16 protein-coding genes are annotated in these 14,665 nt (G+C 73.6%); 5 read left to right on the top strand and 11 right to left on the bottom strand.

The annotated features are described in order from the left end of the window. Positions 1 to 12: 12 nt before the first annotated feature. Together AC1C2V_RS18210 and AC1C2V_RS18205 are read right to left on the bottom strand one after the other, a co-directional pair. Positions 13 to 549, bottom strand: coding sequence for a tripartite tricarboxylate transporter TctB family protein (locus tag AC1C2V_RS18210; protein WP_495391058.1), 537 nt, complete (start codon positions 547 to 549; stop codon positions 13 to 15). Beyond that, positions 546 to 1,565, bottom strand: coding sequence for a Bug family tripartite tricarboxylate transporter substrate binding protein (locus tag AC1C2V_RS18205; RefSeq protein ID WP_495391057.1), 1,020 nt, complete (start codon positions 1,563 to 1,565; stop codon positions 546 to 548). The genes AC1C2V_RS18210 and AC1C2V_RS18205 overlap by 4 nt, the downstream gene beginning before the upstream one ends. Positions 1,566 to 1,760: 195 nt before the next feature. Here AC1C2V_RS18205 and AC1C2V_RS18200 point away from each other — a divergent pair, with 195 nt between their 5' ends. Together AC1C2V_RS18200 and AC1C2V_RS18195 are read left to right on the top strand one after the other, a co-directional pair. Beyond that, positions 1,761 to 3,431 carry a sensor histidine kinase gene (locus AC1C2V_RS18200; RefSeq protein WP_495391056.1) on the top strand — a complete coding sequence of 557 codons (1,671 nt, stop codon included), beginning with the start codon at positions 1,761 to 1,763 and terminating at the stop codon, positions 3,429 to 3,431. Next, a complete protein-coding gene (locus AC1C2V_RS18195; protein ID WP_495391055.1) occupies positions 3,428 to 4,126 on the top strand; it encodes a response regulator in 699 nt (232 codons plus the stop codon). Before AC1C2V_RS18200 ends, AC1C2V_RS18195 begins: the two co-directional genes overlap by 4 nt. Before the next feature lie 3 nt (positions 4,127 to 4,129). On the opposite strand, the gene AC1C2V_RS18190 is transcribed toward AC1C2V_RS18195, so the two are convergent. From AC1C2V_RS18190 to AC1C2V_RS18175, 4 genes are all read right to left on the bottom strand, one after another. Further along, complete coding sequence (locus AC1C2V_RS18190; RefSeq protein ID WP_495391054.1) at positions 4,130 to 5,506, bottom strand: hypothetical protein; 1,377 nt, start codon at positions 5,504 to 5,506, stop codon at positions 4,130 to 4,132. Continuing rightward, a complete protein-coding gene (locus AC1C2V_RS18185) occupies positions 5,503 to 6,081 on the bottom strand; it encodes an RNA polymerase sigma factor (RefSeq protein WP_495391053.1) in 579 nt (192 codons plus the stop codon). Before AC1C2V_RS18185 ends, AC1C2V_RS18190 begins: the two co-directional genes overlap by 4 nt. A 175-nt stretch (positions 6,082 to 6,256) precedes the next feature. After that, a complete protein-coding gene (locus tag AC1C2V_RS18180; RefSeq protein ID WP_495391052.1) occupies positions 6,257 to 6,439 on the bottom strand; it encodes a hypothetical protein in 183 nt (60 codons plus the stop codon). Between the two features lie 142 nt (positions 6,440 to 6,581). Next, positions 6,582 to 7,451, bottom strand: a complete 870-nt coding sequence (locus AC1C2V_RS18175) for an SDR family oxidoreductase (RefSeq protein ID WP_495391051.1) — start codon at positions 7,449 to 7,451, stop codon at positions 6,582 to 6,584. A 119-nt stretch (positions 7,452 to 7,570) separates the two neighbouring features. On the opposite strand from AC1C2V_RS18175, the gene AC1C2V_RS18170 reads away from it, so the two are divergent. Together AC1C2V_RS18170 and AC1C2V_RS18165 are read left to right on the top strand one after the other, a co-directional pair. Then, the gene (locus tag AC1C2V_RS18170) at positions 7,571 to 8,233 is read left to right on the top strand and encodes a histidine phosphatase family protein (protein WP_495391050.1); all 663 of its coding nucleotides are present in this window, start codon (positions 7,571 to 7,573) and stop codon (positions 8,231 to 8,233) included. 92 nt (positions 8,234 to 8,325) lie between these two features. After that, on the top strand, positions 8,326 to 8,691 hold the full coding sequence (locus AC1C2V_RS18165; RefSeq protein WP_495391049.1) for a cupin domain-containing protein: 366 nt from the start codon (positions 8,326 to 8,328) through the stop codon (positions 8,689 to 8,691). 17 nt (positions 8,692 to 8,708) lie between these two features. Here the strand turns inward: AC1C2V_RS18165 and AC1C2V_RS18160 are convergent, their stop codons facing one another. The 3 genes from AC1C2V_RS18160 to AC1C2V_RS18150 are packed head-to-tail and all read right to left on the bottom strand — an operon-like array spanning position 8,709 to position 11,400. Further along, complete coding sequence (locus AC1C2V_RS18160) at positions 8,709 to 9,713, bottom strand: NAD(P)-dependent alcohol dehydrogenase (protein ID WP_495391048.1); 1,005 nt, start codon at positions 9,711 to 9,713, stop codon at positions 8,709 to 8,711. A 41-nt stretch (positions 9,714 to 9,754) separates the two neighbouring features. Then, a complete protein-coding gene (locus AC1C2V_RS18155; RefSeq protein WP_495391047.1) occupies positions 9,755 to 10,621 on the bottom strand; it encodes a sugar phosphate isomerase/epimerase family protein in 867 nt (288 codons plus the stop codon). A 41-nt stretch (positions 10,622 to 10,662) separates the two neighbouring features. Further along, on the bottom strand, positions 10,663 to 11,400 hold the full coding sequence (locus AC1C2V_RS18150; RefSeq protein ID WP_495391046.1) for an HAD-IA family hydrolase: 738 nt from the start codon (positions 11,398 to 11,400) through the stop codon (positions 10,663 to 10,665). 105 nt (positions 11,401 to 11,505) lie between these two features. Between AC1C2V_RS18150 and AC1C2V_RS18145 the strand changes: the two genes are divergently transcribed. Beyond that, entirely contained in the window at positions 11,506 to 12,441 is a 936-nt protein-coding gene (locus tag AC1C2V_RS18145) for a sugar-binding transcriptional regulator (protein WP_495391045.1), read from the top strand. Positions 12,442 to 12,491: 50 nt separating this feature from the next. Here AC1C2V_RS18145 and AC1C2V_RS18140 read toward each other — a convergent pair whose 3' ends face one another. Both AC1C2V_RS18140 and AC1C2V_RS18135 read right to left on the bottom strand, forming a co-directional pair. After that, positions 12,492 to 13,202: a glycerophosphodiester phosphodiesterase gene (locus tag AC1C2V_RS18140; protein WP_495391044.1), complete on the bottom strand. Its 711-nt coding sequence runs from the start codon at positions 13,200 to 13,202 to the stop codon at positions 12,492 to 12,494. 34 nt (positions 13,203 to 13,236) lie between these two features. Further along, the gene (locus tag AC1C2V_RS18135) at positions 13,237 to 14,622 is read right to left on the bottom strand and encodes an ABC transporter substrate-binding protein (RefSeq protein ID WP_495391043.1); all 1,386 of its coding nucleotides are present in this window, start codon (positions 14,620 to 14,622) and stop codon (positions 13,237 to 13,239) included. Positions 14,623 to 14,665 lie beyond the last annotated feature (43 nt).

Below are 14,665 nucleotides of genomic sequence, written 5' to 3'. Positions count from 1 at the left end.
CAGGTCACCGCCTCACAGGATTCCGTCGAGGACGCCGGGGGCGAGCGGGATGCCCAGCCCGACGACGAAGCCGTACCAGCTCGCCACCGCGAGCACGAGGCCCACGAGGACGTCGCGGATCAGCGTGCGGCTGCCCAGCGCCCACGCCGCCCCGGCGAAGAGGATGGCGCCCGCGAGCGCCCACCCGAGCCATGTCACCGTGGCGATCGTCAGCAGGATCACCGCCACGAGCTTGAGCACGGTGCTCCAGTCGGCGGACGTCGTGACGTCCACGTCCTCGCCGGCCTCCGGCTCGGGGCGCGAGCCACGCGCCGTCGCGACGACCAGCAGCACGCTCGTCATGACCAGCCCGGCGCCGATGAGCAGCGGGAAGACGCGCGGGCCCACGGGATCGGCGAAGCCCACCTCGAGCGTCGTGGCGTCGTAGACGGTGTAGGCGCCGACGACGAGCAGCACGGCGGCGAGCCCGTACTGGGCGCGGTCGAAGCGCGGGGTCGCGGGCCCGGGGTCCGCGGCCCCCGCGGCGGGCGAGTCCACCTCGGTGCTCACAGCAGGTTCAGCTCCTTCAGGGTGGTCGAGACCCGCTCGTCCTGGTCGCGCAGGAACTGCTCGAAGTCGTCGCCGGTGACGAAGGCGTCGGTCCAGCCGTTGTCGGCGAGGGCCTGCTGCCACTCGGGCGAGTCGTGCATGCGGGAGAGCTGGTCGATGAGCTCGTCGCGGCGTTCGTCGCTGATCCCGGGCGGGGCGATGACGCCACGCCAGTTGGTGAAGACGAGGTCGATGCCGCTCTCGGTGAGCGTCGGGACGTCGGCGAGCACGCCGCCCCGGATCCGTTCGTCGCCGGAGACGGCGAGCACGCGCAGCTCGCCCGCGGAGATCTGCCCCTCGAACTCGGCCAGGCCGGAGAACCCGACCTGGATCTTGTGCCCCAGCAGCGCGCTGGTCAGCGGGCCGCCGCCGTCGTACGACACGTAGCGCACGCCCTTGGGGTCGACGCCGGTGGTCTTCGCGAGCTGCATCGGGAACAGGTGGTCGGGGCCGCCGGGCGAAGAGCCGCCGCCTACCACCACCGAGCTGGCGTCGTCCTGCCAGGCCGCGACCAGGTCGTCGATGGTGCGGAACGGCGAGTCGGCCGGGACCAGCACGCCCTCCTGCTCCTCGATGAGCTGGGCGAGCGGGGTCGCGTCGTGCGGGCGGGCGTCCACGCCGAACGAGTAGGTGGACCCGACGACGCCGAGCCCGAGCGTCATCATCAGCCGCTCGTTGCCCGCCTCGCCCATGAGCCGCGACATCGCGACCGAGCCGCCCGCGCCCAGGATGTTGGTCACCTGGATGTCGCCGCCGGTGATGTCGTCCCGGTCCAGCACGCCGACGGCCGCGCGGCCGGTCTGGTCGTAGCCGCCGCCGGGGCTGTTGGGGATCCACATGTCGATGTCCGCGGAGTCGTCGCCGCGCGTGACGCCGCACGCGGCGGTGACGACGACGAGCGCCGCGGCGAGCGTGGCGGCAAGGGCTGTGCGGGCTGTGTGGGCGTAGCGCCAGGGGCCGGATGTCGTCGACGACATCGGGGTGCCTCCAGACTGGTCGGTGCTGCGGGGCGGCTGTGCCCCGGGAGCGATCGTCACAGGTTGGGACGGCGCGCGTCATCATTGGGCAACCAAAGGAGGTTGTGGAACTTGCGGTCGCAGGCTCGTCCTACGCGTCATGGCGCGCCTCGTCCCACGGGTCGTCGCACGCGTCGCCTCACGCTCGGCGGGCAGGTGCTGGTGCTGCAGCTCGGCGTGCTGCTCGTCGTCGTCGCGGCCGCCGTGACCGTGTTCCTCGGTCAGGCCGATGCCGAGTTCCGCGACGACCGCGCCGACCGGCTCGAGCTGGCGGCGGAGGCGCTCGCCGGCATCCCCGCCGTGCAGCAGTCCCTGGCCGCCGACGTGCCCGACCGCCCCTCCCTCGGCTTCTACCTGCAGACCCGCGCCGACTTCGTCGACGCCACCAACGCCTACCTCACGGACCTCGACGGCCGCGTGCTGGTCGCGACCGACCCGACGCGCGTGGGGGAGCGGCTCGGCCTCGGCGCGCGCCCGACGACTCGCGCGGGCAGCGGCGACGTCGACGACGTGGCCGGGCGGTCCATCGCCGCGTGGGTGCCCGTGTACGGGGCCGGTCAGGCCGTGCCGGACGCCGCCGCGCCCGAGCCGGTGGCCGTCGTCGTCCTGTCCGAGCCGTATCCGCCGCTCGGGGAGCGCCTGTCGCGGGCGGGCGCCGACGTGCTCGTCGTGCTGGTCCTCGGCCTCGGGGTCGCCGCGGCCGGGTCGTGGCTGCTCGCCCGGCTGGTCAAGCGCCGCACGCGCGGGCTGGAGCCGGCGCAGATCGCGGCGCTCGCGGACCACCGCGAGGGTGTGCTGCGCTCGATCCGCGAGGGCGTCGTCGTGGTGGGCGACGACGGCCGGGTGAGCCTCATGAGCGACAGCGCCCGCGAGCTGCTCGGCCTCGCCGGGACGGACGATCCCGCGGGCCGGCCGCTCGACGACCTCGGCCTCGAGCCCGCCGTCCGCGACCTGCTGCGCGGCATCGACGAGGTGCACGACGCGGTGCTCGTCTCCGGCGACATCGTGCTGGTGCTCAACCGCCGCCGCGTGCTGCACGACGGCCGCCCGGCGGGCACCGTCACCACGCTGCGCGACCGCACCGAGCTACTGGCGCTGCAGAGCGAGCTGCACGCCCGCGAGAGCGTCACGGAGACCCTGCGCGCCCAGACCCACGAGTTCAGCAACCAGCTGCACACCGTCTCCGGGCTGCTCGAGCTGGGCGAGTACGAGGAGGTGGGCCGCTTCGTCGAGCGCCTCACCCGCCGCCGCGCGGACCTCAGCGACGTCGTGACCGCGCGCGTGGCCGACCCGGCGGTGGCCGCCCTGCTCATCGCGAAGGCGAGCCTCGCGGACGAGCGGCACGTCGAGCTCGTCGTCGACCCGGAGAGCTCGCTGCCGCGGCTGGACCCTGACCTGTCGGCCGACGTCGGCACCGTGCTCGGCAACCTCGTGGACAACGCCGTGGACGCCGCGGCCTGGGCCGCCGGCCCCGACCCGCAGGGCGTCGCCCGGCCCGCGCGGGTGCGCGTCCGCCTGGCGGTGTCCGGCCCGGAGCGGAGCGTCGTGGTGGAGGTCTCCGACAGCGGGCCCGGCGTGCCGCCCGAGCAGGCGGACACGATCTTCCGGCGCGGGTGGAGCACCAAGCCGCACGGCGAGGTGGGGCGGGGCGTCGGCCTCGCGCTGGTGCACGTGCTCGCCCAGCGCCGCGGCGGCGGCGTGACGGTGCACAATGGCGGCGCCGTCGACGACGGCGCGGGCGGCGCCGTGTTCACCGCGCGGCTGCCGCAGGCCGCAAGCCGGCAGCCGACCGACCGGACGACCGACGAGGGGGTGCGACCGGCATGAGCCTGGACGTGCTCGTGGTGGACGACGACTTCCTGGTCGCCTCCATCCACCGCCGGTTCGTGGAGCGGGTGCCCGGCTTCCGCGTCGTCGGCGAGGCGCACACCGGCGCCGACGCGCTCGCGGCCGTCGAGCGGCTCCGCCCCGACCTCGTGCTCCTCGACGTGCACCTGCCCGACGTCGGCGGCATCGAGGTGCTGCGCCGGCTGCGGGCCGCGGGGCACGACCTGGGCGTGGTCGTGATCACCGCAGCCCGCGAGGCCGACACCGTGCGCGCGGCCGCGGCGGGCGGGGCGGCGCACTACCTGGTCAAGCCGTTCGCCTCCGAGGACCTCGTGGCCCGGCTCGAGGCGTTCCGCCGCTCGCACGAGGCCCTCCAGGGCCTGGCCGGCGCCGAGGACACCGCCGACCAGGCCGCCGTCCAGGCCGACATCGACGCCGCCTTCGCCCCGCAGCCCGCGCGCGTCTCCCCGCGCGCGCCGCTGCCCAAGGGGCTGAGCCAGGAGACGGCGGACGCCGTGCTCGGCGCTCTCGCCGGCGGCGCGGAGCTCAGCGCCGCCGAGTGCGCCGACGCCGTCGGCGTCAGCCGCGTCAGCGCCCGCCGCTACCTGGAGCACTTCGCTACCTCCGGCCGCGCGGCGGTGCGCCTCAACTACGCCACGGCGGGGCGGCCCGAGCGCCGCTACCGCCTGCGCTGATGGTCACGGGAAGGCGGGGCCGCTCCCGAGCTCCGAGCCGTTCGCGTCGTACCAGGTGAGCGTCGCGCCATCCCAGGGGCCGTCGCCGCTCGGGCCCCCGCCCTGGCCTTCAGCGCCATCGTCGAGGTCGGCGCTCCACGCCACCCAGTAGCCGGCGTCGACCGTGGCGTCGAGCCGGACTCCTGCGGCGGTGGTGACCTCCACCCGGGCGACGTCCGCCCCCGCGGTCCCGACCAGGGCACCGCCCGGGCCGGACGCGCCGCCGCCGACCGCGTCCGCGTCGCCCGGCGCCGGATCCTGCTGAGGCAGCGCACCGTCGGCGGTGAACAGCGGCGCATACGGCGCGTCGGCCTCCTGCACGCACGCGGTGAGCCGGTGGGCGGCCTCGTTCACGAGCACCGTGACGCCGTGGTCGTCGCGTCGGCCCTCGAGGACCGGGCCGGCGGCCGCGCCGCCCCAGCCGGGGCTGCAGGCCCGACGGCGCTCGTCGGCGAACGTGGGGGAGCCCGCGTCGACGTCGTGCCAGGCGGCGTCGAGGGGCACGGACCGCGTGGTCCCGTCCACGAGGCGCCACGTGAGCGTGACCTCCGCGTCCTTCGGGACGTCGCCGGGCGCAAGGAACGCGGACCAGTAGCCGTCGTCGGTCAGGTCGGCCTCCACGACGAGGCCGGAGTCCTCCCGGTCGGAGCCGTCGGTGTCCGCGACGCTCCACTCGGCGTGGACGTCCACCGACACGACGCCCTCGCCCACGGTGCCCCACAGCGCGGACCACCCCCCGAGCTGGGTGCCGACCGGCAGGACCGCGCCCGGCTCGGGTGCCGCGTCGCGGACATGGGTCCAGAGCGTGCTGCTCGTCGTCCCGGCGCCGATGGCGCAGAACCCCGCGAGCCCGGAGTCCGTGGCGAGCAGCGTCAGGTCTGCGTCGCCGCGCGACCCTCGCGCGATGGTGCGCCAGGACAGGTCGGCCTCGAACCCGTCGGGAACGGCCGAGGCGGTCAGGTGCTCCTGGCACCCCTCGACCTGCGACGCCGGCCCGACGCGGAGGCCCCCGGGCGCGACCAGGAGCGCGGCGGCGCCCAGGACGACGAGCCCGGTGGCTGCGGCGACCAGGGCGTTCCTGCGGCGGTGCGGGGAACGACGTCGGTCCGGTCCGTGCACCGGAGGTGCCACGTCGACGCGCACGCGGTCGTCCACGAGTTCGAGGAGGTGGGCGCCGGTGCCGGCCGAGCGGCCGCCGTCGCTGCCTGTACCGCCCTCGTGCTCGATCGACGCCTCCAGCGCGGCCCGCGCCGCATCGAGCCGGTCGGGGTCGGGCGAGGTCGCCGGCGCAAGGTGGGTCAGACGACGGTCGATGCCGTCGGTGCGGTCGTCGGTGCTCATGCCGACCTCCTCGGGGTCGGGGTAGGGCCCGTCGGGCGCGCGGTGCCCCTGGCGTCGGTGCCGATGAGGCCGTCTTCTCCGGCCGTGAGCCGCCGTCGGGCCCGGTGCAGCCGCACGTGGAAGGCCGCCGTCGAGCAGGACGCGACGTCGGCGGCCTCGGCGGGGGTGAGTCCGTCCCACGCGACCAGCAGGATCGCCTCGCGCTCGCGGCCGGTCAGGCGCGCAAGGCCGCGCAGCAGGGCGTCCCGCTCGGCGGCCAGTGACTCGGGTGCGGCATTGGGCAGCGGCGCCGAGGCCTCGAGGTTGGTGAGGGCGTCGACGAGCGAGCGGCGGCGGCGGTCCGACCGGTGCGCGTTCCGTACGTGGTTGCGCGCGACGACCAGCAACCACGGCAGCGCCGGGTCCGGCACGTCGCCGATGCGGCGCCACGCGACGAGGAACGTCTCGGACAGCACCTCCTGTGCGGTGTCCGGGTCGGTGTGGCGCAGCGCGTAGGCCTGGACACGGACGGCGTGGTCATCCCACAGCGCGGCCAGCCATGCATGCGGGTCCACGTCGTCGTCGGAAGTGCTCACACCACGTAGTGTCCGGCAGGCCACGGAACTTACGGCGTCTGCAGCCCTGTGCGACCCGTCGTCTCGCGGCTGCTACGGCGGGACGCGACCTCGTGCCAGAGGGCAATGCCCCAGGGGCTGGACACGCCGCGCATGCGCAGCAGATGCGCAAGGCGATCTGACGTCGCCGTGCGGGTCAGAGGACCCGGGCTGCCGACGAGCGCCTCGCAGCCGCGGGGGAGCCGGACCTGCTCGCCGCGGAGAGCCGCCGGCACAGGCGCATGACCGAGTTGAAGTCGGGGTCGGCGGCGCCGTCCGCCGACATCTCTCCGCCGTCGGGGTACCCGGTCGCCGACCAGCGGCGCGCTCGCAGCAGCACGGTCGGGCCCCCGACGACCCGGCCGACGGCCTGGTCGACGCCGTCGAGCCGGCGCCTGTCCGACTCCAGGAGCTAGGCCGCCGTGGTCCGCGCGGCCAGCTCGTCGAGCCTCACCCGCGCGACGGTAGTGCCGTGGGCGACGTCACTGCAGGGTGAAACCGCCGTCGGTCGTGAGCACGCGCCCGACCATCCAGGAGCCCTCGGGCCCGACGAGCCAGCCGATGAGCCGCGCGGGGTCGGCCGGCTCGCCCCAGCGCCCGAACGGCAGGGCGTCGCGGATCTCGTCGAGCTCGGCGAGGGAGCGGTCGGTGGTTTCCGGGTCGAGGTACCCGGTGTTGACCGGTCCGGGGTTGATCGTGTTGAGGACGATGCCGAGCTCGAGGAGCTCGGCGGCGACGGTCGCCGTGACTCCCGCCAGCGCGGCCTTCGAGGTGGCGTAGGCGACCTCGCCGCGCATGGCCCCGCCCTCCTGGCCGGACGTCATCCACACGACCTTGGGAGCCGTGGCGGCGTCGTGCGGGGCGGTGCGCTGCAGCCGGTCGCCGGGCCGGGCGGATGTCGCGGGCGCCTGCCGGAACTGCTCGGCGAACCGCCGCGTGAGCAGCAGCGTGGACCGCGTGTTCGTCTCCCAGAACGCGTCCAGCGCGGCGGGGGACATGTCGAGGATCGACCCGTCGCCGCCGCTCCTGGCGTGGTTGCACACCAGGATGTCCACCGTCCCGGTCAGCGCTCGGGCGGCGTCGAAGAGGGTGTCGACCTGCGCCGGGTCCCGCAGGTCCGCGCTCGCGTCCCCGGCGACGGCGCCGGGGATCAGCGCCGCCCGGATCCCGGAGCGCACGGCGTCGAGGTCGTCCGCTCCCCACGGCCGGTCGACGTCGTGGGCGGCGTAGTGGTGGGTGAAGACGCTCGCGCCGCGGGACGCGAGGTCGCACGCCACGGCGTGGCCGATGCCCCGGCGTCGTGAGACGCCCGTGACGAGCGCGGTACGGCCGGCGAGCGGAAGGTCGGACATGTGTGGACCCTATCGAAGCCCGGTGCGCGTGCCCGCCGACCCCGGGCGAGCTCCGGTCGGTCGTGGGAGCGCCGCCGCACACCCTCGGGACGCGCCACGGCCTCTGCGAGGCTGGGGGCATGCGTCTCCTCCTCCTCCGACACGGACAGACCCCCGCCAACGTGGCGGGCCTGCTCGACACCGGCGCCCCCGGGCCGCGACTCACCCCGCTGGGCGAACGCCAGGCCGCCGCGGTGCCGCTCGCGCTCCGGGACCGGGCGGTCGGCGCGCTGGCGGTCTCCTCTCTCGTCCGGACGTCCCTCACCGCCGGGCCGCTGGCCCAGGACCGCGCGCTGGAGCCGCTCGTGCTCGACGGGCTGCGCGAGGTCGAGGCCGGGGACCTGGAGATGTCCGCCGACCTCGCCGACCACCACACCTACCTCGAGACGGTGTTCGCCTGGGCGCGCGGGGATTACGCGCGCCGCATGCCCGGCGGCCCGGACGGGCACGACTTCCTGACCCGCTTCGACACGTCCGTGGCGCGCCTGGCCGACCTCGGCGAGGACGTCGTCGTGGCCGTGTCCCACGGCGCGGCGATCCGCACGTGGGCGAGCTCGCGCGTGCAGGGCCTCGAGGTCGACGAGGTCGAGCACACGCCGCTGGCCAACACCGGCCTCATCGAGGTCGAGGGCGACCCCGTCTCCGGGTGGCGCCTGGTCGACTGGCAGCGCGACCCCGTCGGCGGCGCGCACCTCGAGCCCGTCGTCGCGAACGACCCCACGGGCGAACCCGTCGACGACTGACCGACGACCGACGACCGACGACCGACGACCAGGCATCCGATCGCTGGACAGGCCCTTGCCATGACCTGCCGCTCTGTCGCTAGCCTCCGATCATGGCCGACGACGTGCGCAACGTGCAGGACGCTCTCGACTCGATCGACACGCAGTGGCAGCCGCACCGGCTGACCAGCGTCAACGACTACGACGTCAAGGTCGTGAAGCTCGAGGGCGAGTTCGTCTGGCACACCCATCCCGACACGGACGAGATGTTCATGGTCGTCAGCGGCGTCCTGACCATTCAGCTCCGCGACCGCGACGTCGTGCTCGGCCCGAGCGACGTCTTCGTGGTCCCGAAGGGCGTCGAGCACTGCCCCAAGGCCGACGCCGAGGTGCACGCCCTCCTCTTCGAACCTCGGGGGACGGAGAACACCGGCGACGTGGGTGGCGACAGGACGGCGTCGCTCAGGGAGCTGAGCTGAACTGAGCTGAGCCGGGCTCAGGTCTGCTGCGGGTAGACGATCGCCTTCATCGAGCGGGGGTCTGTCGACGCGATGTCCAGCGCGGTCGCGGTGTCCGCCAGTGCGAAGGAATGGGTCTGGAGGTCGTCGAGGACCACGCGGCCCGAGGCGACCAGGGAGATCCCCAGCGACCAGGTGTTCTGGTAGCGGTTCACGAGCGCGAGGCTGACCTCCTTCTTGTTGAGGAAGGAGACGGGGAGCTCGACGGGCTGCTTGGGCAGGCCGATCATGGCCGCCCGGCCCGCTTCGCGCAGCCGGTCCATCCCGGCGGCGAGGACCCCGGGCGCCCCCGAGCACTCCAGCAGCACGTCGAAGGTGCCCGCGCCGGGCTCGTCGCTCGTCTCCACGGAGAAGCCCAGCGTGCGGGCGAGGTCCAGGCGGAAGGCGGACACGTCGGTGACCGTGACCGAGCCCGCGCCGAGAGCTCGTGCGGACTGCGCGGCAAGCACGCCCACGGGCCCCGCTCCGGTCACCAGGACGTCGTCGCCGGGCCGGAGCCCGGCACGCTGGCAGGCCCACAGGCCGACGGAGAGCGGCTCGACCATCGCGGCCTGCTCGTAGGTCATCCCCGCGGGGATCGGGAAGAGAGTGCGGGCGTCGAGCGCGACGTACTGCATCAGCGCGCCGTCGAACGGGGGCGTGGCCAGGAACGCGAGGTCCGGGCACAGGTGGTAGCGGCCGGCCATGCACTGCGCGCAGTCGCGGCACGGGGTGCCGGGCTCGATCGCGACGCGGTCGCCGACGGTGAGGCCGGTGACACCCTCGCCGACCTGGACGACCTCACCGGCCGCCTCGTGGCCGAGGACGATGTCCCCGTCGACCACCCAGTCGCCGATGCGCCCGTGGCGGTAGTACGTGGTGTCGGAGCCGCACACCCCGACCGCGTGCACCTTGACCACGGCCGTCCCGGGCGTGGCCTGGGGCATCGGCCGCTCCTGCAGCTCGATGCGACCGATCTCGGTCATCACGGCAGCAAGGTTCATGTCGTTCGTCTCCATTCGTGGGTGCGGGGTGTGCGCGTGGCTCAGTGCAGGTCGATCGTCTCGACGGCCCGGATGACGTTGCGGATGTAGTCGTTGGCATGGCGGCCGAGGTCCGCGCCGTCGCGCCACAGGTTCCGCCAGATGCCGAGGGTCGCGGTGAGCTGCGGGTCCACGACGGCCGAGGAGAACGACTCGAAGACGATCGGGCCGTCGTAGTCCACGTGGCGCAGGGCGCGGAAGAACGACGGGAAGTCGACGGTGCCGGTGCCGAGGTAGCCGCGGTGGCTCTCCCCGATGTGCACGTACTCGAGGCGCCGGGCCGAGTCCACGACCGGTGTGAACAGGCCCGACTCCTCGATGTTCATGTGGTACGTGTCCAGGTGGACGCCCAGGTTGTCCATCCCGATCTCGTCGACGTACGCGACTCCTTGTGCGGCGGTGTTGAGGATGTTCGTCTCGTACCGGTTGACGATCTCCAGGCCGAGCCGGACACCGAGGCCGTCCGCCCGGCGGGCGAGCCGACGCAGGGCGTCCTGCCCGTTGACGATCTCCGCCGCGGTGGCCGGGCGCATGTGCTTGCGCATCGGGCCGTAGACGACGCCGCACAGGTGCGAGGAGCCGAGCTCGTGCAGGATCTCGAGGACCGCCGTCAGGTGCGCCTCGCCGCGGCTCACGACCTCGGCGTCCTCGGAGCTGATGTTTACCTCGTCGGTGAGCCCGAGCGAGGCGGTCACCGCGAGGTCGTACTCCGCCGCCAGCGACTTGGTGAGCTCGACGTTCCACCCGCGGGGGTCGAACATCGGCAGCTCGATGAGGTCGAAGCCGGCCTCCGCGGTGCCGCGGAACGCCGTCCTCAGGCCCTCGTCGTCGAACGTGCCGGTCCAGACGGAGGCGTGACAGCCGATCATGGTCTTCCCTTTCGACAGGATGGGAGAAGTCGTGGGCGCGGTCATGCCGGCGTCGCCGTCGCCGTGAGCCGGTCGCCGTCCTCGCGCACTCGCAGCACCTCGAGGGAGGGGACGACGAGGTGCGCGTGCGGGGCGAGCTCGTCCCGGTCGAACGTGCCCACGACGCCGATGGCCAGGCAGCCGGCGGCCCGAGCGGACCGCAGCCCGGCGATGGTGTCCTCCAGCGCGATCACCGGGCCGTCGCAGCCGCGCCCGCGCAGCTCGTGCAGCCCCTTCGCGAACGGCTCGGGCGCGGGCTTCCCCGAGGCCACGTCGTCGCCCGTCACCAGGAAGGTCGGGAAGGGCAGGCCGGTGGCGCCGTACCGCGCGCGGGCGACCGGCCGCGCGGCCGAGGTGACGATGCCCCACCGCGGCGCGGGCAGCGACGCGACGAGCTCGCGCACCCCCGGCAGCGGGTCCAGCAGCTGCCCGTCGCGCGACTCGATCTCGGTGAGCCGGTCCTCCGCCCGTCGGCGGTCGTCGGCGGGGATCCCGAAGGCCGCGACGACCGCCTGCACGGTGAGGCCATGCGACCCCGCGAGCAGCATCGGCACGTCGTACTCGGAAGCCAGGATCCGCCAGGCCTCCTCGACCGCCGGCACCGAGTCCACCAGGGTGCCGTCCATGTCGGACAGCACGCCCCCGATCTCGATCGGCCGCCCGGCGGCGAGGTCCGCGACCAGGTCGGCGGCGAGGGCCTCCCGCGTGCCCGTCGTGCTCTGCATGAGGTCGTACTCCATTCCGCGAGTTCTCGACGCCCGAGTGCCGGGGCCGCTCCCTCGTGTCCGTTGCGGTGTCCGAGCAACGTAGAACGGAATGCTCTTACGTTGACCTACCATGCTCGGATGAGCAGACCGCTTCCCATCGATCAGCAGGTCCTCCACACGTACGTCGCGATGCAGAACCTCGCTCACGGCCGTGCCATCAACGACATCGCCGAGGAGATCGGCAGGTCCCGGTTCGCCACGGCCCGCATGGTGAAGCGCGCGCGGGAGCTGGACCTGATCGAGGTGAGGGCGAAGGTTCCCGACCCGGTCGACGTCGACCTCTCCGCGCGGCTGGTGCAGCGGTACGGGCTTCGTTCGGCACTCGTCGTGGCGGCGCCCTCGACGAGCATGTCCGAGGCGCGGGAGGCGATCGCCCGGATCACCGCGCGCTACATCGCCGACGACCTCGAGGAGGACGACGTGATCGGGATCGCCCCGGGGCGGACCCTCGTGCTCGCGTCGCGGCTGGTCGCGGACCTGCCCTCCGCCGACATCGTCCAGCTCACCGGCGTGGGCGCACCGCGGCTGGAGGACGGCGTCGAGGTCATCTCGAACCTTGGCCGGGCGAGCGGCGGCGCCACCTACCCCCTGTACTCCCCGGTGCTGCTCATGAAGGACCCGAAGGCGCGGATGCTCCTCCAGCACCCGTCCATCCAGCGCACGCTGCGCCGGATGGACCACCTCGGGAAGGCCTTCCTGACGATCGGCGGCTGGCCCGGGGCGTCGCTGCTGGCGCAACAGCTGACCGATCTCGGCGAGCGTGCGGCCTTCGAGAAGAAGGGTGTCGTCGCGGAGATCGGGACGGCCCTGCTCGACCGCGACGGCAACTCGGTGTCGGGCCTGGAGGAGCGGCTGGTCGGGATCTCCGAGGAGAGCCTGCGCCGGGTGCCCACCCGCGTCGGCATCGGCGGGGGCGCGGGCAAGGAGCAGGCGGTCACCGCCACCCTGCGATCCGGGATCTGCCACGTCCTCATCACGGACGTGGGCTGCGCGCAGGCGGCGCTCGCGGCGTGACCGCCGCGGCCCGATGGCCGCAGCGGTCACGCCTGCGCGAACGGGTCGGTTCAGGCCCGCGCCGTCTGCTCGGTGCGCACCTGGTCGTACCAGGTGCGCGCGAGCCCGGGGTCGTCGGAGGTCGTGCCGTCCGCGCCCAGCTCGACGGCCCGGCGCATGTCGTCGACCGTGCGCAGCGGCCAGACGTGCAGCTCGAGGCCCAGCTCGTGCACGGCGTCGACGACCTCGGGGGTGAGGCCCTCGAGGCCGCAGGCGAAGCGCGTGGAGCGGGTGTGGTCCAGCAATCCCCGCCAGCCGCCCTCGAACTCGTCGGCGACGGCGATCGTCTTCACGATGATGCACCGGCCGATCGTCGGCATCAGCTCCGCGGCGTGTCGGAGGGCGTCGGGGTCGAAGCCGGTCAGGATCGTGCGCTCGGCCTCGTCGGGGTGCGCCGCGAAGTACTCGGCGAGGTAGGGCACCGTCGCGGGATCCTTGATCTCCAGCTGGATGAAGGTGCGCGTCGCGTCGTACATCTCGGCCAGCGTGACGACGCCCCGGCCGGAGTCGAGCCGCGCCGCCTGCAGCTGGGCGAGGGTCAGCTCCGCCGCCGAGCCGAGCCCGCGGGCGGCGTCGTCGCCCGCGGTGCGGTCGAGGGTGGCGTCGTGCAGCAGGAAGAGCTCGTCGTCCTTGCTCAGCCGCACGTCGAGCTCGATCTCGTCGACCCCGACCCGCTCGGCGAGGGCGTACGACTCGAGGCTGTTCTCGGGCTTGTGGGTCATCGCGCCGCGATGACCGACGATCGACAGTGGCATCTCAGTTCACTCGTTCCTCATATTGGGGGCGGATCCGATCGATCGACAGCTCCAGGTTGGACGCCATCGTCGAGAGGGTGGATTCCGGGTCGGCACCGCCGGAGTACACGGCCTGGATGGTGTTCTTCGCCTCGGGCAGGCACTCCGGCACGTAGCGGCGGACGATGTCGGGCGCCTTGGCGGCCGCGAGCTGGTCGATCGCGACCTGGTAGTTCCGGTTCTCCGCGGCGCGCCGACGGATCTCGTCGGACTCCTTCGCTGCCTTGGTGGTCGGCATGTAGCCGGTGCCGACCGTCCAGTCGACGGAGGCCTGCCCGGAGCTGAGGAACTTGATGACCTCCCAGGCCGCCTGCTTGCGCTCCTGGGAGGCGTAGCGGAGCACGGCCAGCCCGCCGCCGCCGGTCGGCACGCCGGTCGTCGCCTGCTCGGGCAGGAAGCCGCACCCGACCTCGAACTCCGCGGACTCGATGATGCTGGTGAGGGCCCCGGTGGACTCCAGGATCGTCGCCGCCGTCCCCGCGACGAAGTCTCCGGACGGGTCGTTCGAGAGATACCCGGCGCCGTCGTCGTGGATGACGGCGCGATCGAACTCGAGCGCCGCCATCGTGGCGTCGGAGGTGAGCCGCATGTCCAGACCGTCCGAGTAGCCGCCCCCGAACGCCCAGGTCGACCCCTGGAAGTACCAGTCGTCGGCGCCGGTGTAGGCGCGCATAGACACGGACTGGCCGTCGGCCGAGTAGCCGGCCAGCTCCTTGCCCCAGTCCCGGTACTCGTCGTAGGTCTCCGGCGCGCGATCGGGCAGGCCGACGGCGGCGAAGAGGTCGCGGTTGTAGTAGAAGAGCGGCGTCGAACGCCCGAACGGCAGCCACCAGACGTCGTCCTTGACGGTCCCCTCGGCGAGGAACCGCTCGTCGAAGGCGTCGGTGCCGAAGCCGCCGTCGAAGTATCCGGTGAGCGGCTCGAGGGCGTCGGCGAGGTAGAAGCGGTTCCAGACGACGTCGCTCATCACCGAGATGTCCGGCACCTGCCTGGCCTGCAGGCTCGCGGCGAGCTTCGACTCGACGTTGTCGTAGCCCTCGAAGATCTGGATCTCGCAGAAGATGTCGCTCTGCGCCGCGTGGAAGGCGTCGACGTTCCGCTGCAGCACCTCGGCGTTGTGGGACGTCCAGTTGCTCCACAGCACCACGCGCAGACGGTCCGCGAACTCCGCCGGCACGTCTCCGCCGGGCTGTTCCATGATGGCGCCGGGGCCCCGGCCGGCGCCGAAGCAGCCGGTCAGGACGGGCGCCGCGGCGGCCATCATGCCCGCGGCGAGCACCTGCCGGCGGGTGAGTCCGCGAAGCCTGCTTCCGTGCCCTCCTGCATGGGGGCGTCTCTGGGCGTGCATGATCTCCTTCGATCGTCGGGGGACGGGTGGGAGCACGTCGGGG

The sequence above is a fragment of the Isoptericola sp. Y541 genome (assembly GCF_059445465.1).
The sequence above is the reverse complement of the archived record's forward strand: the minus strand, read 5'-3'. Positions and strand labels throughout refer to the sequence as shown.